The organism is Methylomonas defluvii, from assembly GCF_033949435.1.
GTDB lineage: Bacteria > Pseudomonadota > Gammaproteobacteria > Methylococcales > Methylomonadaceae > Methylomonas > Methylomonas defluvii.
On the sequence record NZ_JAXARY010000004.1, the window covers coordinates 195,164 to 220,176 of the forward strand.

The 25,013-nt window shown below is 48.3% G+C and carries 20 protein-coding genes and 2 pseudogenes; 15 read left to right on the top strand and 7 right to left on the bottom strand.

Annotated features, from left to right (window positions below):
* Positions 1-159 precede the first annotated feature (159 nt).
* The 5 genes from QLH52_RS06405 to QLH52_RS06425 all read left to right on the top strand — a co-directional run bounded on the left by QLH52_RS06405 (position 160) and on the right by QLH52_RS06425 (position 3,864).
* Positions 160-594, top strand: coding sequence for a hypothetical protein (locus tag QLH52_RS06405; RefSeq protein WP_319960969.1), 435 nt, complete (start codon positions 160-162; stop codon positions 592-594).
* An 87-nt stretch (positions 595-681) separates the two neighbouring features.
* Complete coding sequence (locus QLH52_RS06410) at positions 682-1,017, top strand: hypothetical protein (RefSeq protein ID WP_157198355.1); 336 nt, start codon at positions 682-684, stop codon at positions 1,015-1,017.
* A gap of 132 nt (positions 1,018-1,149) precedes the next feature.
* Positions 1,150-2,802 (top strand): hypothetical protein, encoded by a 1,653-nt coding sequence (locus QLH52_RS06415; RefSeq protein WP_319960970.1) that lies wholly within the window; start codon positions 1,150-1,152, stop codon positions 2,800-2,802.
* On the top strand, positions 2,799-3,089 hold the full coding sequence (locus QLH52_RS06420) for a hypothetical protein (RefSeq protein ID WP_319960971.1): 291 nt from the start codon (positions 2,799-2,801) through the stop codon (positions 3,087-3,089). The genes QLH52_RS06415 and QLH52_RS06420 overlap by 4 nt, the downstream gene beginning before the upstream one ends.
* A gap of 142 nt (positions 3,090-3,231) precedes the next feature.
* Positions 3,232-3,864 carry a Uma2 family endonuclease gene (locus QLH52_RS06425; protein ID WP_319960972.1) on the top strand — a complete coding sequence of 211 codons (633 nt, stop codon included), beginning with the start codon at positions 3,232-3,234 and terminating at the stop codon, positions 3,862-3,864.
* 341 nt (positions 3,865-4,205) lie between these two features.
* On the opposite strand, the gene QLH52_RS06430 is transcribed toward QLH52_RS06425, so the two are convergent.
* The gene (locus QLH52_RS06430) at positions 4,206-5,006 is read right to left on the bottom strand and encodes a retropepsin-like aspartic protease family protein (protein WP_319960973.1); all 801 of its coding nucleotides are present in this window, start codon (positions 5,004-5,006) and stop codon (positions 4,206-4,208) included.
* Positions 5,007-5,782: 776 nt separating this feature from the next.
* On the opposite strand from QLH52_RS06430, the pseudogene QLH52_RS06435 reads away from it, so the two are divergent.
* Positions 5,783-6,964 (top strand): annotated as a pseudogene (locus QLH52_RS06435) (IS3 family transposase).
* 1,304 nt (positions 6,965-8,268) lie between these two features.
* Here the strand turns inward: QLH52_RS06435 and QLH52_RS06440 are convergent.
* The 3 genes from QLH52_RS06440 to QLH52_RS06450 are packed head-to-tail and all read right to left on the bottom strand — an operon-like array spanning position 8,269 to position 10,605.
* A complete protein-coding gene (locus tag QLH52_RS06440; protein WP_319960974.1) occupies positions 8,269-8,652 on the bottom strand; it encodes a hypothetical protein in 384 nt (127 codons plus the stop codon).
* Positions 8,645-9,700: a ParB N-terminal domain-containing protein gene (locus QLH52_RS06445; protein ID WP_221054696.1), complete on the bottom strand. Its 1,056-nt coding sequence runs from the start codon at positions 9,698-9,700 to the stop codon at positions 8,645-8,647. The genes QLH52_RS06440 and QLH52_RS06445 overlap by 8 nt, the downstream gene beginning before the upstream one ends.
* A complete protein-coding gene (locus QLH52_RS06450) occupies positions 9,697-10,605 on the bottom strand; it encodes a ParA family protein (RefSeq protein ID WP_319960975.1) in 909 nt (302 codons plus the stop codon). Before QLH52_RS06450 ends, QLH52_RS06445 begins: the two co-directional genes overlap by 4 nt.
* A gap of 183 nt (positions 10,606-10,788) precedes the next feature.
* On the opposite strand from QLH52_RS06450, the gene QLH52_RS06455 reads away from it, so the two are divergent.
* On the top strand, positions 10,789-11,883 hold the full coding sequence (locus tag QLH52_RS06455; RefSeq protein ID WP_157199149.1) for a hypothetical protein: 1,095 nt from the start codon (positions 10,789-10,791) through the stop codon (positions 11,881-11,883).
* A gap of 3,124 nt (positions 11,884-15,007) precedes the next feature.
* Here the strand turns inward: QLH52_RS06455 and QLH52_RS06460 are convergent.
* The 3 genes from QLH52_RS06460 to QLH52_RS06470 form a co-directional block, all read right to left on the bottom strand.
* The gene (locus QLH52_RS06460; protein WP_319960976.1) at positions 15,008-15,157 is read right to left on the bottom strand and encodes a hypothetical protein; all 150 of its coding nucleotides are present in this window, start codon (positions 15,155-15,157) and stop codon (positions 15,008-15,010) included.
* Positions 15,158-15,646: 489 nt separating this feature from the next.
* The gene (locus QLH52_RS06465; RefSeq protein WP_221054695.1) at positions 15,647-15,970 is read right to left on the bottom strand and encodes a hypothetical protein; all 324 of its coding nucleotides are present in this window, start codon (positions 15,968-15,970) and stop codon (positions 15,647-15,649) included.
* Positions 15,971-16,046: 76 nt separating this feature from the next.
* Positions 16,047-16,703, bottom strand: coding sequence for an SOS response-associated peptidase (locus tag QLH52_RS06470; protein ID WP_319960977.1), 657 nt, complete (start codon positions 16,701-16,703; stop codon positions 16,047-16,049).
* Between the two features lie 84 nt (positions 16,704-16,787).
* Between QLH52_RS06470 and QLH52_RS06475 the strand changes: the two genes are divergently transcribed.
* From QLH52_RS06475 to QLH52_RS06510, 8 genes and pseudogenes are all read left to right on the top strand, one after another.
* Complete coding sequence (locus QLH52_RS06475; RefSeq protein ID WP_245006539.1) at positions 16,788-17,276, top strand: LexA family protein; 489 nt, start codon at positions 16,788-16,790, stop codon at positions 17,274-17,276.
* Positions 17,273-17,530 (top strand): annotated as a pseudogene (locus QLH52_RS06480) (Y-family DNA polymerase); the annotation flags it as partial. The gene QLH52_RS06475 and the pseudogene QLH52_RS06480, both read left to right, overlap by 4 nt.
* A 78-nt stretch (positions 17,531-17,608) precedes the next feature.
* Positions 17,609-18,637, top strand: coding sequence for a tyrosine-type recombinase/integrase (locus tag QLH52_RS06485; RefSeq protein ID WP_319960978.1), 1,029 nt, complete (start codon positions 17,609-17,611; stop codon positions 18,635-18,637).
* Between the two features lie 6 nt (positions 18,638-18,643).
* Entirely contained in the window at positions 18,644-20,821 is a 2,178-nt protein-coding gene (locus tag QLH52_RS06490) for a site-specific integrase (protein ID WP_319960979.1), read from the top strand.
* A gap of 61 nt (positions 20,822-20,882) precedes the next feature.
* Positions 20,883-22,193 carry a Y-family DNA polymerase gene (locus tag QLH52_RS06495; protein WP_319960980.1) on the top strand — a complete coding sequence of 437 codons (1,311 nt, stop codon included), beginning with the start codon at positions 20,883-20,885 and terminating at the stop codon, positions 22,191-22,193.
* Between the two features lie 271 nt (positions 22,194-22,464).
* Complete coding sequence (locus tag QLH52_RS06500) at positions 22,465-22,698, top strand: SDR family oxidoreductase (RefSeq protein ID WP_319960981.1); 234 nt, start codon at positions 22,465-22,467, stop codon at positions 22,696-22,698.
* A gap of 198 nt (positions 22,699-22,896) precedes the next feature.
* Positions 22,897-23,046, top strand: a complete 150-nt coding sequence (locus QLH52_RS06505; protein WP_319960982.1) for a hypothetical protein — start codon at positions 22,897-22,899, stop codon at positions 23,044-23,046.
* Between the two features lie 60 nt (positions 23,047-23,106).
* Positions 23,107-24,990, top strand: coding sequence for a diguanylate cyclase (locus tag QLH52_RS06510; RefSeq protein ID WP_319960983.1), 1,884 nt, complete (start codon positions 23,107-23,109; stop codon positions 24,988-24,990).
* Positions 24,991-25,013 lie beyond the last annotated feature (23 nt).

Below are 25,013 nucleotides of genomic sequence, written 5' to 3' on the forward strand. Positions count from 1 at the left end.
GCGAGAAATCCAACTCGATAAAATCATTTAATGCGAGAAAGAAAACCGCCCTGTGCAATTAATGTGAGAAAAAGTGATTTTATAGAGTCAGTTAATTTGAGATGAAAATGCCGGATAAGTGCAAGAAAAGCCGGTTATGAAATCAAGAAACTACAGGTAGTGACCGCCGGCTATGACAGTCAAGGCCGCAATATCCTGGAATCGCTACGCGTAACATTGCCGGAAACGGCCAATGCCGACACGATTCGGAAGGCAATCGCGGAATTTTCGGCTGCCATCGACGCGCGGGTCGCGGAGAGTTACGCCGTCCGTCTGATCCGGAATGAAGCGCAAAAACAGCCCTTCCGGCTGGGTACCACGGTGGTAACACCCGGCGTACTCGCTCTGCTGGAAGACATGCTGCTCGATGCGGGCCACTTGCTCTCGCGTCACGCTGACGATTGGGCCGGAGAGGATCCGGTGCTAGAACAATTTGTGTTGGCTGACGGCGGTAAACTGATGTCGGTGTATCGGATTAATGACGCACACACCGTCTGGGTCATTACCGAAGCCGATCATTCGGCGACAACCATATTGTTGCCGGACGAATATTAACCGAGCCTTTTTGAAACCACCCTTGCGGGGAGCACCGTCTTTCCCGTACGGGAGCCTGTGTTCCCCGTCATTTTTGGAGAAGGAACCATGACTGCACTCGTATCACTCTCAAACGGAAGGATACAAACCTCTATCGCCGCACTGGCGTTGTTAACCGCCTGCGGTGTCGAAATGACAGCGTTGTTGGACCGACATGCCAACGGCGATTGGGGCGATATCAATCTGGACGAAGAACAGGAAAACGGCCTATCCCTCGTCTGCGGCGGACCGATCGTTTCGCAATTCAAGCTGTCCGGCCTGGACAGTATTCGAATTGTGACGGATACGCTCCGAAAAACGACGCGGATTAGTCTTGCGACCGAACCGTACAGGCTTGCTGGAAACGCCAGCCATTCGTTTGGCGGTGAGGCTCTGGCAGCTTAACACCACCCGCGCGCATCACATGGGATAACACGGTGACGCGCTTTAAAACCCAGTGACTCGGGGAAACGGACATTCCCCGACAGGGGTGCGTCTCGGTTTCCTCGAAGTTCCAATTTACTTGAGGAAAACACCATGAACGCACCCCTACAACTGAAAGTAAACCCTGAAAATTTAGTCCACAGTCTGAAGTGGAGTTTTACCAATCGGACGACGTATTTGGGTGAACTGATGCAGAATGCCCGCCGCGCCGGCGCCAGCTATGTCGCGTTCGACTACTGCGCCGATACCAACACCTTGACTGTGACGGACGACGGCTGCGGAATCGATTCGCTCGAAACCCTGCTCACCGTCGCCGAGTCCGGCTGGGACGTGGAACTGATTGCGAAGGAACACGCCTTTGGCGTGGGCTTTCTCTCCGCGCTATTCGCCTGCCGGCACCTGGGATTATCCAGTAAAGGCGGGTGTTTTTCGGTCGATACCGATCACATCCTGGGGTTCCAACCGGTAGAGGTCTTGCCGGTGACCGATTGGAATGGTCTGACCGAAATCCGGCTGATCGATATCGTCAATGGTCCGCTCGAAAACACCTTGGCGGACTTAGCCACCGGTTTTCCGATTCCGGTGCATTTTAACGGAGTCTCGCTACCGCGACCCAACGCCATCGATTCTATCGGGGCCGCGGAGTTTGTGGCATCGCCGGTCGGCGCAATTCGCTTGATCAACCTGATCGATTCGTATCGGCATTACCGGGATTGCTTGGTGTATTTGCAAGGCCTACCGGTATATCGAGGCCACTATTACCGTATCGGAGACACCAGATACCTTGGCAATATCGTGCATCTGGATAGCGCGCAATTCATGGCCCGTTTACCGGATCGCGACAAATTGGTGGATGAAGCCGATGTGATTAAGCTGATCAGAGAGGCGATCGCCGCGGCGGTCGAACGCCAGCTCATGGCACTGAAAACGGCCTTGAGCGCGGACGATTTCCTGACCTACTACCCGGTGCTACGCGAGTGTGGCTTGATACACTTACTCAACGATGTCGACCGACTGCCCAAAGCGCTAGTCTCCCGCATCCAACGACCACCGGTCTGCGATACCGACCTATTTGGCGACTTTCTGGAAATGGTTGACCAACCAATTACCCAGTCCGCCGTCAAAAGCGGACAAGTGCAATTGGTGACGATTGACGACGATCTCCAGTCCGATGGGGCCTTGCGATACCTGCTGGCCTGGAAAAAAGGCTGGGTGCTCGTCGATAACCAATTCGACGCCGGGCATTGGGTGCAGCCTTACCTGCGGCACTTAAGCCGAGAAGAAGTGCAATGTGAGATCCTTGAGGAGTCACATCGCGCGCAATTTCAAGGCATCTGGGTTTGGGTGACGGCGGTGTTTTGCCGGGCTTACCGGATCCGGATCGGTGACGATAGCGTAGAAATCGATGAGCACGGCGCCTATACCGGCAACGAACAGGATGATATCGTCCTGATTCCCTGCCAGGAAAAGTGGGGTGACGTGCTGGAACAGGTGTCGCGTTTCTGCGAGAACGACGATGACTATCAAGGTTCCTGTCACGATCAGGACGTCGAGCAATTCAGCCATTTCATCGTGGCGAATACGGCCGATGATCCGGCCGACGCGTTGAAACGGCTGATGCCGGATCTTAGGGGCTGTAAAGTCTTGCACGGCACTCAGTTTGTAGTGGAAATCGATCCAGAGGGCCAGTTGGCCAGCGTGACGTTAACGAACCACCCTTCTGGGGCTGTCGAGGCTGGGTCATGACCTCGCCCTTCGTATTCGACGCGCAAACGCTGGATACGGAACCCGGTCATCCCGAGTCGCCCTTTTCGCCGCCGGCGGATTGGGCGGGCGACGACGACGCCTATTTGACCTGGCTGAGAAGCCAATTCAAGGCCAGTCCTTGGGTTAGACAACGGTTAGGTTTGGCGGCCAGACGTTACGCAAAACAACAGCCTTTAGACTTTCGAGGCCGGTTCGGCGCGCTATTGCCGACTGTCCTCGATAGCATGCTGAGGAAAATACACGCCGAGCAGTCTGTCGGCGATTAACCCCGTCCCCCTGACGATCGCGTTAGGGGGATGTTTTAACGCTTAACGCGATTCAATCGCAATCCGCCCGGACGGGAAACTGCTTCCCGGTCTGGGGGCTTGTTTTCCCGACGGTTTTTCATAACAATTCGAGGAAACCAGCATGAACACACACTCTCCACACTCTACGGAACCAGCGATGACGTTACAATCCAGCGAGTCTTTCATGACCGAGGCGCAATACCTCGCGAGCGAGCGCGTGTCCGAAACTAAACACGAATATCTCGATGGCCGGGTTCTGGCCATGGCCGGCGCGAATCACAACCATTCGCGGATTTCGGCCAACGTGCTTGGCGAGTTTCGCAGTCATTTAAAAGGCCGGCCTTGCGAGGCGTTCATGGCCGATACCAAGGTGAAAGCCGGTCAGAACTACTTTTATCCGGATGTCGTAGTGGATTGTACGAATGCGGCCGGCGATGCGGATTTTCTAACGTCGCCCCTGCTGATTGTCGAAGTGCTATCGAATTCGACTCGTAAAATCGATACCACTAAAAAGTTGCTTTACTACATCAATATTCCAGCGCTTGAGGAATATGTGCTGATCGAACAGGATATCGTCTCGATCATCGTGATGCGCCGGAAACGCGACTGGCGTTCGGAGTATTATTATCTCGGGGATCGCGTCACCTTCGATTCGATTCAACTGACCTTGTCCGTGGAAGATATTTACGATCGCGTGGACAATGACGATCTAATACAATTTGAACAGGCGAAGTTTGATACCGATCATCAATAGTCGCCTTCGATTTTAGCCCCTGAACAAGGGGCTTTTCGCAGCTGTACAGCGGAGATTAGTCGCTATGTCCTATTTTTAAACGTATGTCGGCTGTACCCGTTTTTACCCTTATGTCGGTTTTACCCGAAAAAACGCCTCACGCACAAAGCTTGGCCGGTATCGTCTGGCAGGCCTTCTTGTTTTGCCAAGGCTCGAAATTGTTCGAGTTGTACAATTTGGGTCAACAAATCTGATACAGCCATATTCAATGGGCTATTTTAAGCCGACAACGGACAGGCAGCACCAATAAACGTTCGGTCCCCTACTCTACTACACCTTCAAATACTCAAATCCCAACTACGCTAGTGGTCGCTATACGTCGTCGTGCAAACTTGTTGCGCGTTGCAATTTACCGTCTTTTTCACCTTGGTAACTCGCTTAATTTCAGGTGTTGCAATCGGTTGCTCGACGGCCAGTGTGGCCGGTCGAATTGGGACCGGGGACATAACAGGCGCCCTGACTATTTGTTCCGGTGAAGAACCATTGGCCACCAGCGTCATCCTGTTATGGCTTTGGGTAATGGTGAAATATTTCAAGGTGTTCATGCCAACTAAGACTTCATCCAGATGCTGATTGATCGTCGCATTGAGATTTCTGATTTCAGCATTCCCAATTTTCAGGCTATTTATTTGGGTCAGCCGATCAATAACCTGTCCACCCGCGGTATTGCTATTAATGGGCCTGCCGACCGGTAGATCAGCGGCATCGGCAAAGCGCGCTGGAATGGAGGTCATGGTCGCGCCGGTATCGATCAAAAAAGGCATCGGCACATTATTGATCAACACGGTTCCCCGGAAATGTCCTTGTCGATCGGCCACTATTTCAAGCCCCCCAGAAATAGGCATAGCAACCGGGGTGTTCTCTGCAGGAATTGATACAGAGGGTGATGCTGGAAGATGCCCCCCATTCAGCTTTAGAAACTTATCGGTCCCCCACCAAAGACTGAAGAGGATCATGGCCGGTGTTAAGAGGTATTTTAAGCTCCCAGAAGACCGGTTGGTCGGTTGTGGACGGTGTCGGGACAACTTGTCGAAGTCAGAAACGTTTACTTTTGATGCCGCCTGATGTCTTTCCCAGTAATAGTCTCGATCTTGTATGCCCATAATGCGTCCTTAAGGTTGTAACGCCCGCCATAATGCGCCAAATATAACCTGTTAAGGGTCATCAGGATGATAAATACGGCACATTATCAGCAAATCACCACCAGTTCGATGTAACCACGCAGTTCGTGCATGCAAAAACCCGCTGGCAAAATGCATTTAGTCTCATTAACCAAGCCAACGAGCAGGCTTTGTATCAGCTATCGTGGCTAAGCCACGGCTGACGTGGCATTGTCATCCAATTTTGCAAGTGCTGTCATTTTCAACCGTTTCACTTGGTTGAAATCGTCCAATTTTCGCTGGTTTGCGGCGATTCGCAACTCACTGCTCGCTTAGTTTCTGCAGTTAATAGTCGCGATTTTTCCGGGCGGATTCGGGCAGCGCATTATCGACAGTTAAATCGTCTTTCGCTCAAGCCCGCGTGATTGGCTGTTTCCCGCGGTCGCCATGGCTTCCGGACGTTTTTAGACATAAAAAATAAATAATTTATTCAGTGTTTCGCTGAATTATTTAACTATTTCGAAGGACAACAACTGATTATTATACTTATCAGCAGTAGCTATATTAAACCTTGATTTATTTAAGTAGTCTTATAACCAAGTGAAAATCAAAAGAATTTTGCGCCCCTCCCCCGTTTTAACGACCAATTTAGCTCCGGCTACTCCGAATAAATGTGAAAGCCCTCTTATCAGAGCCGGCCCCAAAAAATTGAACAGTCGGTTAAGTGAAAAACCCTGCTACTTTTGAACGTCCGCAAGGACAAAGAAACGGAGCAGAAGATGTCCCAAAATCCGAGAAGAAAACATTCAGCGGCCTTCAAAGCCAAAGTTGCCCTAGCGGCCTTGGCTAGCGATAAAACCTTGGCCCAATTGACCCAGGAGTTTGAGGTTCATCAAAATCAGATTGTTGATTGGAAGAAGCAACTGAGCGAGCGGGCTGCCGAGGTGTTTGGAAAGCCCACGGAGCCCGAATCGCCACCCGTCGATCTACAAGCCCTACACGCGAAAATCGGCCAACTGACCTTGGAGAACGATTTTTTACTTGTGCCCTTTGGGTAGAGGGCGCACTCACCAAGGCGGGATTGCTGATACCCAAAGGGCACAAGGCGCAAAGCGATGATCGACCGTCAATCCCAACTACCGATTGGTCGGCAGGCCGAGCTATTAGGCATCAGTCGCGGCAGTGTGTACTATCTGCCTAAGCCGGTTTCGGAGCGCGATCTGGACATCATGCGCCGACTCGACGAACTGCACCTGAAGCACCCGTTCATAGGTGCTCGCCAACTGCGGGATCAGCTCGATCGGCAAGGCATCGAGGTCGGTCGTAAGCATGTGAAACCTTGATACCCACAGGGCACAAGTGAAGCGCGTGGGCATCGAGGCCGTGTATTGCAAGCCCAATACCAGTAAGAAGACGCCCGGTCACGACATCTATCCCTACTTGCTGCGCGGCATGACCATCGACCCTGCCAATCAGGTCTGGGCACTGGATACGACCTACATCCCGCTGGCCAAAGGGTTTGCGTATTTAACGGCGGTGGTCGACTGGGCGATTCGTAAGGTCTTGGCCGCCAAGGTCGCGATCACCCTGGAAGCCTGTCATACGGTAGATGTGTTGGAGCAGGCTTTCAAGCGCTACGGCAGGCCGGACATCGTCAACACCGACCAAGGCAGCCAGTTCACCGCCAAGGCGTTTGTCGATGCCGTGAAAGGCAAGGGCTGCCAGCTCAGCATGGACGGTCGCGGCGCCTGGCGGGATAATGTCTTGGTGGAAAGGCTATGGCGATCTGTCAAATACGAGCGAGTCTACCTGCACGTTCAGGATTCAGTCGGTCAAGCCCGCGCCTCAATTCTGGATTATTCCGAGTGGTACACCACGAACGACCGCATTCCAGTTTGGAACGAAAAACGCCACAACAGGCGTATAACGATGGCTTGCTAAGCCTCAAGTTGGCTGCCTAAACCATGGCAGGGATTTCACTTTAAATTCCGGTTTCGCTGTTCAAACGAATGGGGCCACTTTTACCTATTCGATCGGCTAGTCCTAGCTGTGTCTCGTAAGCTTCGGCGTCGCCCAACAAACTGCGTGAATTCTTTTCCAACTTAATTACGTTGCCAGGAATGCCATTACCAAAATGCACGACAGCGCGTGTGGACTCGTCTTGCCTGGATATCCGGCACAACCCTTGGATTTGTGGATAGTGATGATGGAAGGCCTCGGCACACTTTCGTGTGGCCGGATATTGGTCCTTCTCGGTATCGATGAGTTGAAACTACTGATTGACCACAACGGTTGAATGAACCTGGTCAACTAACTTGCCCCTATCGAAGTTCTTAAAACCTGGGGTGTAAGGTACATCGTGAATCACTCTCGTCGTCCCACCTTACAGCACGGGGATAGGTTTACACGATTTATCTTGAATCGGACTAAAACGCACATTCCCATGTATGTCCGGATCGAATTGTCTCTTCGATGGAGCCGGTGGAAAACCTCACCCTTCGTAAGCGAGATGACCGTAACATGAAGCTGATTTGTAGACTGGGTATGAGAAACTTTTCCTCATCGACAGGTAACGGAGAAGCTCCTCCATTAACTATGCGCCAGTTCCTGAACCTCGTCTATGGCAGCCTCGGCAACCCGCTCCGGCGCCAACAAATCCAGAGGCCGATTGCCCCAAAAAGCTGTTGTCCGAGTGAATCCAGTATGCCACTGCCCCGCTGTCCTTGTGGCCTTTAAAGATTCCAATGATTTTTATTGGCCGAAAGCCTTCCGCACTGTCCCGCCCGTAATCCGGAAAGTAATCGACGCCGCCATGGTTTATTGCAAAAATCATTCCCTGGTTTTCTATTTATTGGGCTGAGCGCTCGGAGTTTGTTTGCTCAATCCTGCCAGTTGCGCGATTTTGGCGGCAGTCAACTAATCACCACTTTTCAGTACAGCCCTATGTGCTCTCACAAGCATAGCAGCTTTCTTAAGCAGTCGTTGAGATGGTGGAATCGCGGCACCATGACCTCGGCCATGCGCTCAACGGTATATGAATGTTGTCGCTCTAACAAAATCTCAAACATTGTGGGTGGTACGTTGGCCATGCCCTACCCCTTTGCGAAGATAATAGGGTTTTATAGTTATTTCTAATAACCTTAATACATCCCCTCTTCCAAGTAGCTCAACAGATTTGGTCTAGAGTAAAGCAATGCACTTCATCACCTACACTTATTGCCGATCTTCTTGTAAACGAATGTTTCGGATGAAACTAAATACATAGTCATTCAGGCTTTTGGAAAAAGCCTAGTAATCGCCTGTTAATGGCCGCCCGAATAATTGTAGATTGATTGGCATTAAGACTGGGATTCTGCAATGCTACTCGATGAGCTTCCATATTGATTTTGGAAACTAAATCGTCTGGAATACTGAATACATCTTGTGAATTTGGTTTGACAACCAATTCGGAAAGCAAGGCCCCTTCCCATCCATTCTTTGCTAATAAGGATTGTATTGCTTCGACAACCCATTTACTTTTCTGGCGCATGTTATAACCATCTGCCAATATCTTGGCTGGTAACGACAATTTCAGTGCTGCTGGTAGCTTTACTGTGACTTTCCTAATTGATGCATTTGCCTTGATACCCTGGGGACGAACATCAGCCATTTTTTTCTATCCAATAGTCTAAAAATGTTGCAAAGGCTTTCTTTACACTTTTAGGATCATCCCAATTTAGAGCCTTGAACTCTTCCAAATGATCGTCGTCGACGTTAGCTAAAACCAACGATTTCAACGCATTTAGATTTGTGGTGTGTCCCAGGGAAACCTTTGCCGTATTGCCACGCCCTCCTCTTTCACCAAACCATAGGCGAAACTGATGAGCTCGTTGGTGAGAGTCCGCTTTAGCTAATTCCAGTAACCTGGCAAACGATGCGTTTCCCTCAATAACGAATTGTATGACCTGTCTAACGTATTCATCATTTCGCGTTTGGACTACGTTCATCCATTCATAGGCTTGAGATCTCGAAAGTCCTAAAGTATCAACCAAATCACGCCACCGGACCGCCCTTCCCTTCTCTTCTTGATGCGCTGAGAACTTTATCAGCCATCGTAATTTGTCACCAATAGATAAATCATCGCGTTGAACATTATCGATGATACCCAGGCGTTCTACCGTTTGTGCTTGTGGTTTACGTAAAAATACTTTTACGGTTATTCGTTCAACATGTAAGAGGGTTAAATCCGGCTCCGGATTGATTGTTAACTCATGAACCCTATTTTCATGCTCATCTATGATGGTTTCCAGATGAAATAAACCAAAAATAGCAGCCATTGTTCGACGTTGCCCACCCATTAACTGAACGTGTTTTCCAGGCAATGCAAATGCAATTGGTGGATTAAGCAAACCAAATTCCTTTAAGCTCATCGCCAAAGTGATAATGCCTTCCAACTCCTCGGTTTTGTTCATTCGATACGGATCATCCTCTTGGATATATCCACGATAGATGTCACTAAGCGTTAAATGAAATGTCCTTGGCTGATCTTCCCATAGCTGAATATCTGCCAGCGGTACTTGCCGTAGTTCGTACTCTTGCTGTTTTGCATTTTCAGCTGCCGCAATTTGCGCGGCTACTTTTGAGATCGTACCAGGTTGTACGCCTACTGCATTTCTTTTTAAAAGCCCCGGCTTTCTGGGTAGTCCTTCTTCGTTCATTTGAAGATCCTCTCAAAAATTACTTTGCAAAATTGTTCTGCCTCATTTCGAGCTGGTGTATTTTCGTGCATCTCAAAGAGGGAGCGCGGGTTCGCAAAGGTTGAAGAACTATTAGCATATGTCTGTAAATAACGCATTGGTGGGTAAATTAACTTGTCCCCTAATACTTCATTCTGAATTAGCTGTTCCATTGTTTTTCTTTGGGCAGCTGACTGTGGATCGTATTTTGTTGCCAGGATTCCAATCAATTGTAATTTATTGGTATCGCGCACCTGATTCTCGGCTTGCCATAGTTGTGCCATATCAGCCATGCCAGCAACGGAGTCTTCTTGCATTTCTGTCGGTATTAATAAGTGGGTGGCTGCACGCGCTGCAGATGCTGTTAATGCGGAGGTTTGGGGTGGGGTATCGACAATGACGAGATCGAATTCGTCTTGGTAATACTCCATCGACAACATAGCCCTCATATGCTCCACAACGGCTTCTTGAATACTATTCCTCTCAACTTGCTCTAGAAAAGATGTCAATTCTCTTTTGTGTGATGGGATAAAACTTAGAGTAGGGTGGTCCGTGGGGTAAGGCTCTGCGTATCCCAATCGGAAAAATTCTGCTATTGACCAATATCCTGGGGGTGCATACGGTAATTCATCCCAAGTCGGATCCTTAGGATCAAAATTTGGATGAAAAGGCGGTGTACCGCCGTCTTCTGTCATTTGTACAAATCTTGCGGAGAAATTGCATTGTGGATCAATATCAATGCCCAGAACTCGTTTCCCTTTACGGACGCTGTACTCTGTCAGTAATTTTGACAAAGTTGTCTTTGCTACTCCGCCTTTATGATTACCGATTGTAAGTACTTTCAGTTTTGCGTAATCGGGTATATTTGTGATCTGTTCTGCTGCCATTTTGCTTTCACCCTATCTTTTAGAGTCGTTTCCTAAGTGTCCGGTACCGGACAGTTCTATTCCTAACTGTACAATACGCTTGATAGTACCACACTGCTTAGTGTATTGTACATTGACCAATTAGTATTTTACGATCATACTTGTTACTAGATATACCGTTTGAGACCTATATTGGAGTTATGAATGGCAGCTTCGCAATCAAAAATGGACAGCTTCCTTGCTAAGCGAAATGCGGAGTCGAAACAACGGCAAAAGGATTTATTCGATGCTGAAAAAGAACAGGCAATTGATTTAGCGACGATGGACACAATAGTCGAAGAAGCTACACATACGCTGCCTGTTGAAAATCGAAAAAAAATAAAGGGTATCGGTAGAAAGTTAGTGAAGGCTGCTGATGCACGTTTGCTAGAAGCAGAGCAATTGGGTTTATTCACTTCATTGTCTGTTTCAGACACGAATGCCATCCCAACTCTTTTAGCACGTTTACCAATTTTTGTTCCCATTCCAGCACGTTGTCAGCGCAACATGCTAGATAAAGATTTGGCATTCGCGTTTGAAACGCCATTTGGTCGGGGTAGACGTTTTGGACCACCGGTGACTATCGAGGACGAAGACGTTCTATTCGCAATGCTTCAGTTATCGGGTAGGCGCTTAATTGGGCAGGGATCAAAACTACCAGTTCCTCTTAACGATTCATCATGGCTTAACGATGAGCGGGGAAACCTAACTGTACAGGTTATGATTGCAACAGTAGGGCAGATCAATAAAGAACTTGGTATCAATGATTCGGGTCTGAATTACAAAGCAACTATTGAATCAATAAGAAGGCTTGCTCACGTCAGCATCGAACTGGAAACACGAAAAAAGGATTTATACCTTGGAGAAAGTTGGGATGGTCAAACGATCAGACTTGTCGATATTCAATGGCGAGCTTATGAAGAAGACGGGTTGATATTTGCCCAATTCTCACCGCTTATGGTTAAGTGGCTTAAGGAACAGGCGACCTTCCATAACTGGAAAATGCGCAGGCAGATATCCTCAGCAAACGGTAGGGCACTTTATCGTTTCCTTTGCACCCAAGGTAACTATTATAAAAAAGAGCTTGAGTACATAGCAGATGTGATCCATTGGCATGGCGATCGCTCCCGTTTACGTCCGCGTATGGAAGCAGTATTAAAGCAACTTCGTGACCAGTTTGATTGGTGCGATTTTGTCATACACGGCACAGGAAGAAGTGAACCTTTTGTCCTTGAATTTTCAAGACGACGGAAGAATTAAATTAACGAATATTTACATTTTATCCCACCTAAATAGCATCTCTTTGTAGTGGATATGGCTTAGTCTTTGTCCATCTAGATAAAAACAGGATGAATGGCGATATCCACTCTTCAAGGACTGCTCTAGTCATAAGATTTCTGAATCTGCCAAACATTAAATCCGTCCGTTAACTTCAAACAGATAAGGGCATAGGTTATATGTTATGTGTTTCAAAGCTTTATTGACCATCTATTCGCTACTCGCGGACAATTTTCAATGCACGTAACAAATACTTAATTTATTCGAGATACTGAGTAAGAACGTTATCAACTGTAGAAGTGTCCGGTACCGGACAAAATTTTGACTTAAGAATTTCTTACATTTCTGCCCAAATTTGACCTCGTCACCAGCCTGAAGGAAAGAGCATCCCGTGGCGGTCCGGCTGTAGCAGCCGGAGTGCTACTGTGGGTTCTTGGCTTAACAGCCTAATCGCACGAGAAATCTCCGGACTAGCTAATCCGGCATGTCTTACCCGTAGTGCATTGATTGCGCCGACCAGATACCCTCAAATCCTATTTCACATACCTCAATTGCGCTTGAGTTAGCCCATTCTCTTTGGCGACACGGGCCCAACATGAATAATTCCAGCGGATTTTTGGGTGGAGTAACTCTGAACTGTCCGCTATACCAAGCAAGTTTGCTCAATTGTCGCTGGAACTCATACCAGCATTGATCTCAGGTAGCCGTGTCTGGCCCTAACGCGCTTTCCCAGTTCGTTGGGCAGTTTATGAACCTGCAGCCCTTCCATACACACTATCGCGGCATATTAGCTGTCGCTTAAAGCAGTAACTATAAAGATGGCGGAAGCACTCTAATTGGCCACAATTTTCACCAATTTGTCAGGAAAGCAAAGCGAGAGCGAGCGAAGTTAAAGTAAATTCTGAAAGGAATAGCACCGGGCGGACTTTCGGTTGTGAAAACTAGGGGCTCGCCAAACATCGTCGAGTGGTGCGAGATACAATGCTTTAATCCACCTGCGGGGTCAAAGCCAAATTGGCGCTGATGGCTAGGGGTACCGAAGGCAGCCAATATAGACTCCTGATTTTCGATCCTTGTATGGGTGAAAATCTTATTCACTAGAAGAAGTCACTTGCCAATTTTGCTCAGTTGCTTTCTTCGTGTACTGAAACTACGGTGAAATAAAGGTTCGTTAAGTTTGGGTTAGCAGGCTGTTGAATTTGTATCTTTGGCACTTTAGGGAGTCTATATCTAGTAGCATTCTTAGCAACAGTCAGCAATATGTAGTCAATTTTGTCACTGCGCAAACGTATATCAACCATTTTTTCAACAGCCTGCTAATTAAGCATATCCTTCATGTAGCCCTACTACGGAGAAAGAAATTGAAATTTTATACTTCATCGAGCTTTATTGAGTACGTACCTTGTTGATTTTAATTCACATAGGAGCAAATTGAGCTCAATTGAAGGGGTTAGAAAGTATCTTAATGTAGCGACACTACGGAGACAAAGTAGAACTTGGGGCCTACGAAAATTTGATATCTCAAATTCCAGTACTTGTAAAATCAATTGGTTACAAGTTAATTCTTCACGAATAGAGCATTCATCAGAGGTTACCTGAGCTTGAATTTAGAAGATTCAATAATTCTTATGTGTAGCAATACTACGGAGATTTGTTGTGATCCTTAGTTAAAATGTCCGGTGCCGGACAGAAGGTATCTGTATCGATTAAATCGTACCAACAAAAAATTGCGAAGTTAAGAGGATCAAACAGAACGAATTCGATCTCGCCCCAACATTACTTTTATGTCGTTCTACTACGGAGTAAGTAGTTGATATCGCCTAAATTTGCGGGAAATTGTCGTTTGGAGGTTGAAGGTCCTAAAATTTAGCAGGGGTACATCTGAGTTGAAATTGGACATTTTTTATGTAGTGCTACTACGGTAGTAAGACAAGTAGAAGTTACTGTGCGTTATTCACGAGTTCGGCATAACTTTGGTGTCCGGTACCGGATATTGCACCAAATGAAATGTTAGATAAGTAGGGTATTGATCTTCATGTAGCATGACTACGGTAAACAATTGGCTAAACCCTCTGTAAAAAACGCAAGGATACAAATGATCCTTCATGTCGTTATACTACGGAGAAAGCAGTGGGTTTTGTCGACAATTGTTGCGTGCGGCAGGGCAGGGCAGGGCAGGGCAGGGCAGGGCAGGGCAGGGCAAACATCCTAAACCGCATATAACCTATTGATTTTATTTTGGTGTAATTAAGGGAAATAGGTTTTTCGAGCTTCCCCTCGCATGAACATGGAGCGTAATTAAGGTAAGCTTCATGTCGCGAGACTACGGATGATTCTGGTCCCCAAACATTAAAGAATTTATGTGGAAACTAGAAAGTAGTGCTTTCCTTATGCTTCTGGGATGGAATCACCTTAAATGTTGAATGTGGCGTTTAACTTCATGTCGTTATACTACGGAGTAAGAAATTAGCGGTAGGGCGATTTATTCATACTGCTCAGCAATATATTCATGTCATCTTTGTATTCTCCGAAATGGGTATCAAAGTCAAATCAAATTCAATTTAACGAAATTATTTTGGTTTTATCCGCCGATGACTGCGGCGGTACTTAGAAAGACTAATTTAATACTATAGAAAGACTAAAATCTTAGTCTAGCTGGATTTCTTTATTAATTTCAGTAAGTTAACGATCGAATTCGTTTATTTCATGTTTCTTTAAAACGGAATAAACGAAGCGCTACTACGGTCTTAATGGTTAAAAAAAACGGGATTAGTGTTCACAAACAACGAAACTAACGCAGTTTGAATACGGAATGTTGTGGATAACTATGGGTGGCTGTTGATAACTGTTGCGCATTTCTCCGCTCCATGAGCAATTTGTATCGGAACTGAATCAATATCACAATAATTCGTTTGATAGATTACTGATCTGACAATAAGGGCTTGTGGTGGGTGCTCAAAGTTCAAGAACAAATACTTTGCCTACTTGATTGTTATTTTCAATTTCTTATCGAGCCGTTCTGTGCTTTTTTCAAACCAACGATTTCCTATGATACGATGATGATCGGCAGTTTTCCCAAAGGCATCCTTGCTAGATGACGATTACATTAATTAGTCGACTTCAGTTCGGGACTTCGCCAGGCTTCTAAGACAAATTCCACCAATTCGGTAACGCATAAGCGAATTAGCTGAAACCCGGCGATCAGCAGAATCGCTGCAGAAAACAGAACGGTCATAGCAACTAATAATATTTTCACCAGGCCCTCCATCAAACCAGTCGTGTTGGCTGTGGGGGAGCATTGTTTCAGTTTTTATTGATATATCAAGTCGATATGGAGCAACAATCTGTTGCGTGACTGAGGCGATTTGGCACACTTCAATGGGTTGGCTAACAAACTTGATGTGAAATATTTTTGGGTAATGATCTGAGCAAGACGCAGCTTAACAAACGCTAACTTGTAGGTTGTCGATCTTCTAGGCTCGCGTAACCCCTTTGAATCCTAATTTGTCCAGGTTGAGTTGTTCAACAATGACATCAACGACCCAAATAGGATTGTCCTCGGCGACAAGTCCTCCAGTTGCTCAGGAAATAGGTTTACCTGAGTTCGGTCTGTACTCTGAATGAGCGCTTCATCTACACTCCCGGTTAATTGGTCGTGAGATTTTTTAATAAAGCTAGCGCTTTTACACAGCCTGGGTCGATAGCGACACAAACTCTGGAAAAAGTTTTGCTCATTCTGAGTCGTTTACAGAACGATATCCCCTTTATTGGTTTGTCCCTCTTGTAAGCGTTTTTGCATCTCACTTTCCTTTTCGGCATCAAATATATCGATGGCAGTATTTAGCGGAACGATGTTTTTTAATACCAGATTACATAAACCAGAACGCAAGGCTACAAGCTTCACCAATCGCTCATCCTCAGGATGCTCTTTAGCTAAATTTTCGCTTTTGGTCTCCAAGGATGGATCTAGGCAAAAGTTTTTTGGTTTGTCTTCAGGCCAGAGCTTTTCATCACCCTCTGCAAAGGCCACACTGGAAAAAATCCACAGTGCCAATATTATTCTTTCCATGTCTGCTACCCGTTTCTGGCTTGCGTTGACCAAAGTGTAGTGCCAATTGTGATTGACGCCAACATTGCGCGCTAGTCTAAATCGGGGCTATGCAACGCTCATCCTCATGCCGTGGATTATTGACCCAATCGCCGACCGACGTCGCAATCATGTGGGTATAGGCCGAGGCATCGAGCAACCGATAGGCATGGTCCGCATCCGCAGCTTTGTTGAGCCAGTCGTGATAATGCTCCGGTGAAATGATCACCGGCATTCGCTCATGAATGGGTTGCATCAATGCATTGGCAGCGGTGGTAATGATGGTGCAGGAATACAGGGTTTCCGTGTCGTGCTGCCATTGCTCCCATAATCCGGCAAAGGCGAAGGGCTGACGATCATCGCGGTGGATGTGAAACGCTTGTTTGCCATTTCGGCTCTCCCACTCGTAAAAGCCGTCTGCGGGAATCAAGCAGCGTCGATGTTTAAACGCACTGCGAAACGAGGGCTTTTCCCGTAGGGTTTCCATGCGTGCGTTGATCAGGTGCGAACTGTTTTTGCTGTCTTTCGCCCAGGAGGGCACCAATCCCCAGAACAGATTCACCGCCTTACGTGAGCCATCATCGAGTTCGACGACAGTCAAAATCTTCCGACTCGGCGCAATGTTGTAACCGGGCTGAAATCGAATCTGCCTCAACACCTGAAAATGCTCGGCCAGGGTTGCCGCGTCAGTGGTCAGGCTGTAGCGACCGCACATGGCTGACACTTGAATAAAGAACAAATATAGAACAAATGCATTTTCGACGGTAGACTATGCAGCCCTAGAAGTTGCCATGGAGCGATGATGTCGAATCTGCCGTTACAGTTCAAGTTGAAGCGTCGTGCGTTTGCCGGGTTGCATCTGGATTACCCTGCCATCTTGACGCCCAAGTGGCCGCTGTCTGCATGCCGCTTGCCGTTATTCGCCAGCAAAGTCTCGGCGGGCTTCCCGTCGCCGGCGGCGGATTATGTCGACAAAACCCTTGATCTGAATGAACTGCTGATTCAAAAACCGGCAGCCACTTTTTTTGTCCGTGCTCAAGGCGATTCGATGTTAGGGGCCGGCATTCATCCCAACGACATTCTGGTGGTGGATCGCTCGATAGAACCCGTGTCAGGCAAGATCGTGATTTGCGCGTTGAATGGTGAACTGACGGTCAAACGCTTGGTATTGGACGACGAGCAATGGAAACTACGCGCTGAAAATCCGGCCTATCCGGATTTTCTACTCCACGACGAGCTGGAGCTGGTGGTTTGGGGTGTGGTGACCAACGTCATTCATGCCGTGTGACGGAGTTCGTTACCCCTCCAGCCAATCTGATCGGCCTGGTCGATTGCAACAATTTTTACGTCAGCTGTGAGCGGGTGTTTCGGCCAGACCTGATCGGTAAACCGGTGGCCGTACTCAGCAACAATGACGGCTGCATCGTTGCCCGCAGTAATGAAGTCAAAGCGCTGGGCATCAAAATGGGCGTGCCGTTGTTTCAGGTGCGGCAGTTGGTGGATCAGCATCAGATCCAGCTATTCTCGTCCAATTACACGCTGTAGTAAGTTATTTGGAATCAAAATTATTGGTGCCATAATCTGGTGAACAGATTTAGTTCCGAGTGGAGTTACACGTTCATGACTAATCTCGTTTGGGAACGTTACCCCTTTCTTTCTGAAAACCCGTACGGTAGATCATGGCTGGTTCTGCTGGGTAACTTGGGACGTGCCGACGCAACGCTCGACGCCTATGCGCGCGCACTCAGCAATTACTTTAGATTTTGCCAAGGCTTGGGAGTGGAAGCCGAAAAAGCCACGCTGGAGCACGTCTCCCTCTATGTTCGGTATTTGGGTGGCGATGCTCAGGATGGAAAAAAGTCATACCGCCACTCGAATGCTACGATGCAGCAATATCTTACGGCAGTTCGCCTGTGGTATGACCATTTGGTTTACCAAGATATTCGGGACTTTAATCCAGTCCCTCGTGGCACTTATCTGAATCGAAATAGCGACTACCATCCTGGATTTGCGCACGGCTTGATTCGGCGACTTAAACTACTACCTGCCATTCCCTCGGAAGAGGATTGGAAAAAACTCATCGAAGCGGTTACTCAGGAATCTCTTCGAAATAGATTGATGTTCGCTCTGGCTTATTATGGCGCCTTGCGGCGTGAGGAATTGGTGAATTTGCGTGTCACCGACTTCGATTTTGCTCATCGCCTCATTCGTATTCGACCCGAAACCACAAAGAGCAGTACACCTCGAACAGTCTGTTATGCCGCTACTGCTGGAAATGCATTGAGCGAATATTTGGTTTATCGTCATCGGATCAATCAGCAAGCCGGATTAGTATTTTTCTCCGAATCACGCCGCAACGCTGGTCAGCCAATTTCGAAATGGACCTGGAGCAAGATTGTCGAAGGCTTGGCAAAACAGGCCGGTGTCGAGGGCTTTAGTACACATAGCTTGCGCCATCTGCGTTTGACTCACCTCGCACAAGCTGGCTGGAAACTGCATGAGCTGAGTGCCTATGCGGGACACCGCAACCCGCAAACGACATTGATGTACCTTCATCTTTCCGGCGCAGACCTACTAAACCGGATGACTGAGGCCATCCGTTATGCCGATGCCAAAATCGACGCGGCTTTATTTGCGAAGATGGAGTAATGCCCTATGGCTCAATTAGATTCTGTAAGTGCGAAGAATTGGCAATGGCCTCTTGACTTGGCTCAGTATGATCGAAGTCCATATCTATCGGAAACTGAAGAATGTGCATTGGTCAGTTGGAGTAATACCATGAGGGTTAGAGCCGCTGTGCCAAGGCTTTATTTGCCGCTACGGGATGTGGCGGCTTTGAGTTCAAAGCAAAGCCTGCTAGAAAGGCACGCCAAAGCTCAGACCGCTATCCTGCAAGAGATTCAGCGAACTCAGCAGCCCTACTGGGCTTGGAGTCAGCAGGCTTGGATTGATTTAGTCTGCCACCCATTAATCCACTCAAGCGCACGACTTTTCATCACCGCGAATGCTTATCTTCTTTGCGATTTCCGCCTCGTCCATTGCATTGGCCCTATATTTTATTTATCCGGTCTTGGGCGATTGATTTTCGGAGAAGAACTTTTCGAACGCGAATGTGGGCGTTTACATCAGGCTTTACAGAAAATTGGGTATGGCAAAGTTAATCTGCAACAGAATTTTCCATCCATCCTGGCAGCGGTAATGCTGGAAAACCGCAACCCCTACCTAGAAAGTTTCGATACCGAACTCTTGGAACGCACCCGTGAAAAGTACAGCGCCCAAGCTCACGGTATCGGCAAGCTCTCCCACGGGTTGGCCGCACTGGGAATCCTGCCCGAGCCACTCCGGATGCGCAATTATGTCTCATGGAAGGAAAAAAGCGGTGGTGGTATTGCGCCGCAATGGGTCGATTATTGCCGGCGATGGCGGGAAACATCGACCTTGCAACCTAAAACACGGGAGTCTAACTACAGCTATATTCTGCGTGCTGGCCTGTGGCTAGCCCAAATTCATCCAGAAATCACCAGTCCGGCGGATTGGACGGTCGAAACCTGTGCTGATTTTCTCGCAGCCCTAAATCGGCTCAAGGTTGGCGAATGGCAGCTTCATTCGTTCGACTATACTGGGCGAGTTAATCTAGGAACGCCGCTTGGCGCTAATTCCAAACGCTCCGTACTGTATGCCATGCGGCGTTTCTTCCGTGACATTCAACATTGGGGCTGGGTCCGGCTGAAGTTTAATCCGTATTATCATTTGGCCACACCGAATTCAATCTTGAGATTATGCGGCCCTAATCCGCGAGCCATAGACGACAATTTTTGGCTCAAATTGGTATGGGCCAGCCTCAATCTTGAAGCAAACGATAAATTGAGTGAGATTTGGTATCCCTTAGAAATGTTGCGGGCGATCAGCGTCGTATGGACTCATGCCGGACTGCGCCAGAACGAAATCATCCGCCTTCGCGTCGGCTGTGCGCGAGCCCAAAATGATCCCATTATTGATGAAACGACCGGCACAACAATTGCCGCCGGTACATTATGCTATTTAGATGTGCCGGCCGGCAAAACCTTCACCGCCTTCGCAAAACCGGTGAGTGCAATCGTCCGGCAGTTTATCACTGAATGGGAAGCAATTCGGCCTGAACAAGGTTTCTTAATCGATCCCAAGACAGGTGAACGCGTACGGTTTTTGTTTCAGTACCGTGGCAAGACGATTGGACACTCGGCAATCAATGATACGATCATCCCGATGTTATGCGCCAAAGCCGGATTGCCTGTAGAGGACAGCAGAGGCAAAATCAGCAGGGGACGGGCCTCGGCTGTCACTGCCTTAGCTAGCGTACCTCAAGGGATGTCCCTATTTGATTTGATGCGATGGTCAGGTCATCGCAGTCCAAAATCTACTTTGTACTACATTCGGACAAAACCAACGCAGTTAGCGGGCGCTTTTGCGAAAGCTGATCAGATGTCACACCTAATCGAAGTACTTATCGACCATACAGCCGTGGTCAGTGGAGCCGCAGCCAAGGGTGAGCCTTACCGATATTATGATTTAGGCTCCTCTTATTGCTCGAACCCCTTCTGGAGTACCTGCCCACACCGTATGGCCTGCGCTGGCTGCGACTTCAATATACCCAAGGATTCGGTCAAGGGTGAAGCACTGGCGGCCAAAGCGTTTTTGCACCGTTATCTTGAGGAGGTGCCATTAACGCCCGAGGAACAACAGATCGTCAAGGGCGACCTGCAGAAGCTGGAAGTCATGCTGGACAAGCTAAAAAATGTTCCAACCCTGGATGGCAGAACGCCGCAGCAAATTCATGGAAATGAAGTTACCTAATTAAATAGAACAAAATTAGAACAAAAAGTATACTTTGGCGCCACTTAAAAAGCTTATTCCTATGCCCGACCCACGCAATTCCCTTTCTGCACTGCCGCCGCGACCCCTGATTGCCTTAGTAGACTGTAACTCATTTTATGTCAGTTGCGAGTGCGTATTCCGTCCGGATTTATGGGATAAGCCGGTAGGCGTACTCAGCAATAACGATGGTTGCTTTATCGCTAGGAACAAGGCTTTAAAATCCCTCGGTGTCAAAATGGGGGTGCCGCTCTTTCAAGTGGCCGACTTGGTTAAAAAACATGATGTCCATCTATTTTCATCAAATTTCGCGTTGTATGGCGACATGTCATCCAGAGTGATGTCATTATTAGAGACATTTTCACCGAGCACCGAAATTTATTCGATTGACGAGGCATTCTTAGATTTGACCGGGATTTGTCAGCAAGACCCTATCGGTTATGGTCTCACTATTAAACAATCGATCCAGAAAAATACCGGCATCCCAGTTTGCGTCGGAATGGGGCCGACTAAAACGTTGGCGAAACTGGCAAATTTTGCCGCTAAAAAATGGCCTAAAACCAACGGTGTTGTGGATTTGTCCTGCCCTCAACGGCGGGAGCGGTTAATGCGCCTGTTACCGGTCAATGAAGTCTGGGGTATAGGTTCAAGCCTAAGCCAGCAGCTCTCGCAACTCGGCATTCACACCGTCTGGGCTTTGGCGCAGCAGCCCGTTCAACGAATGCAGTCGCAGTTCAGTGTTGTTTTGGCTCGAACGATCATGGAACTCAATGGCATTTCCTGTCTGGAGCTTGCAGAAATAGCGCCGGACAAACAAGAAATCATGTGTTCCCGAAGTTTTAAGCGGCCTTTAGATAATTTGAAGGAATTATCCGAAGCTTTAGCCGAGTTCTGCAGCCGGGCGGCGGAAAAGCTCAGAGCACAGGATTCGACAGCAGATCGTTTAACCGTGTTTATCAGGACTAACCCGTTTAATCCACAAGAACCTCAATATCAACGTTCAGCAACTTTGAAATTGGCAATAGGCACGCAAGATACACGCAGGTTGATCAATGTTGCCAAGCAGTTGTTGCAAGGTATTTACAAGGAGGGTTACCGTTACCAGAAATGCGGAATCCAATTAAGTGGCCTTTACCCCAATACCATGCCTGGCCAGACGGATTTGTTTGCCAACCCAAAATCTTCAAAGGAGCGAGAGTTAATGGCCTGCTTCGATAAAATCAACCATCGGTTTCCTAAGTCCATATCTATAGCCGCCACAGGATTAAACAAAAGCTGGCAGTTCCAGCCCGAACGCATGTCAAAACGCTATACAACCCAGTGGGATGAGTTGGCGATTGTAAAATGCAGCTAGCTAATCATTACTTAGAGTGAGCAAAAAGATACCTGATGTGCTTACTGGATGGGTAGTGAAAGGCAAGCAACGACCCCTTGGAGACATTGACGGAGGTCTGCTTTATAGAAGCCTATTTTGAGTGATCAATTTCAACTGTGCAGGCAAATTAACGGACTTTTGTATAGAGCGCGCATAGAAGAAAGACCCTGCCCGACATGCTCGAGAGAGTATTGTTTATATGCCCATAAGAAGATATGGGAGCATGATAAATTCTCAACATAATTGACGGTTGAGCGAACAATCCCCGGGCACGATTAACGTCGAAGATGGCTTTTGTGGGAATGCCAAACGACAGATGCCGGAAGTGTTCCAAAGCTATTTGAACAAGAATCCGTTCGGCAGAATGGGAACAGCCGAGGAAGTCGCCAACATCGCCATTTTTCTGTGTTCACTTGCCGCTTCCTTTGTAACTGGGGCCAATATTCATGTCGATGGCACCCTGTCGAGCCGGGTTAACTACTGATTACCCAGGTTTTACAGTCTCGATGATCGATTGCTTGCAGCCTTACAATTCGCTTACCCTGATTCTAGGCAATAAGAACAATTTTTTCGTCTATATTTAAATGATTATAGGTAGCTCACCGACTCGATATCCGCTGCCCCTGGATTCGGCTTGGTGAGGGGCATCTCCTCAAGGCCATTCGATCACGTATGGATTTAGATGATAGACCGTTCATTGCTTGAAGTGTCATCGTATCGGATTTTCATCCGATCACAACTGATCATCAGTACGGTGATTGCGCTACTGGAAGCGCTGGCCATGCTGCTCATGGACAAATTGCCGATTACAAGGCCTTGGCTCGACCGATGACAGAGGCCCTAGTCGAATTGATTGATGCACTGCAATTTAGAGTAAACAGCGAGTCATGACATGAGTGATGAATTCAACTTTCAGGAATTCAAAGCAGCTGAACGCCTACCAACGCCGTCCGGCACGGCTTTGGCCATCATGCAATTGGTGCAGAGGGATGATGCCGATGTGCTGAAACTGACCGAATTGGTCAAATTGGATCCTGCACTGACTGCACGCATCCTCAGCTTCGCTAATTCCGCAGCTTTTGGAGCGCGTCGCCCCATCGCCAACATTCATGATGCCGTGGTCATGATGGGCGTGCAGTCCGTACGCAATTTCGCTTTGAGTCTCTCGTTGGTAGGCGGTCATAGTAACGGACGCTGTCCGGAATTCGATTATCGCTTGTACTGGGCACAGGCCTTGGCTAAGGCGGTTGCCATGGCCGCCATTACCAGCCGCGAACGTACGATTGCACCGGACGAAGCGTTTACCTTGGGCTTGTTGTCGGATATTGGCAAACTGGCATTGGCCTCGGCGTGGTCCGATCTTTACGGCGGATGTCTGAAATCGTCGCAGGCGGGCAACTTACTGCATCTGGAACGCGAGTGCTTTGCGGTCGATCACCAGGAGCTCACACTGCTTTTATTACAGGACTGGGGGCTGCCGGCCATCTTTGTCGATGGGTTAAAACTGAGCTTCACATCGGACAGCAACGAAACCTCGCGTGCCCACCGTCTTGCCGAGCAATTGGCCTTCGCAGAGCAAATCGCACGCCACTGTGTTGCCGATGAGACCGATCGTGTCACGTTGATGCCTGCATTGCAACAACAAGCGCAACACCATAGCGACGATGTCAGTACGATCGACGCCTTCTTGGCAGAGGTCGAGGACCAATGGCGGCAATGGGGCCAGCAGATCAATATCGACACCGAGGTCCGTTGGCCCGCGATGAACCAAGCCAATAAGGAAGTAATTGCTTCACTCGAGAATACGGCTCAGAGCGATTTGCCCGGGCTGGATATTATGTTGGTCGATGATGATCCCATTTTATTGGCGCGGCTGTCCAAACAGTTGACGGCAGTCGGGCATCGCGTGGTGACCTGTCGCGATGCCGAAACGGCGCTCAAGCAATTGCTCGAACAGTTGCCTGACCTGCTGATCACTGATTGGCACATGAAGCCGATGGACGGTGTGGCGCTCTGCAAAATCCTGCGGCAATCGGTGTTTGGCAAAAATCTCTACGTCATCATGTTGACGGCGGCTGAAACCGAAGACGAGCTGGTTGAAGCTTTCGATGCCGGCATTGACGATTATGTGATCAAACCCGTGAGCCTAAGGATCTTGTTAGCCCGCATTCGCGCGGGTCAACGTCTCGTCAAACTGCAGCGGGAACTGGAAAAGGAAAAGCAGGACATCGAACGCTTCAGTGCCGAATTGTCTGTCGCCAACCGGCGGCTGGTCACCATGGCGAACACCGACATTCTGACCGGCTTGCCCAATCGTCGATATGCTTTGACGCGCCTAGAACAAGAGTGGGCGACGGCTCTGCGCTATCGAAGGCCCTTGAGTGTCTTGATGCTGGACCTGGATTTTTTCAAATCCATCAACGATACCTTGGGCCATGATGTGGGTGACGCTGTTTTAGCCCATGCGGCCAAGATCATGAAAGCCGCGGCCAGGGCCACGGATATCGTCTGTCGCTTCGGCGGGGAAGAATTCCTGGTGGTTGCTACCAATACCGAAGGCGCAACAGCCGTGTTACTGGGTGAGAGAATACGCAAGGCTCTTGAAACCCATCAACCCGAAGGACTGGTGCTGAAACGGCCCGTGACCGTCAGTGTGGGTGTCGCTGGCTCGGTCGGTGACAAGCCAGGTTGCCAGGCACTGGTAACCTTAGCCGATCAGGCCTTGTATAAAGTGAAAACCAGTACCCGCAACGCGGTGCAGTTGGCACCTTTGTAATCTGCCCATTAGTTAGTAAGCAT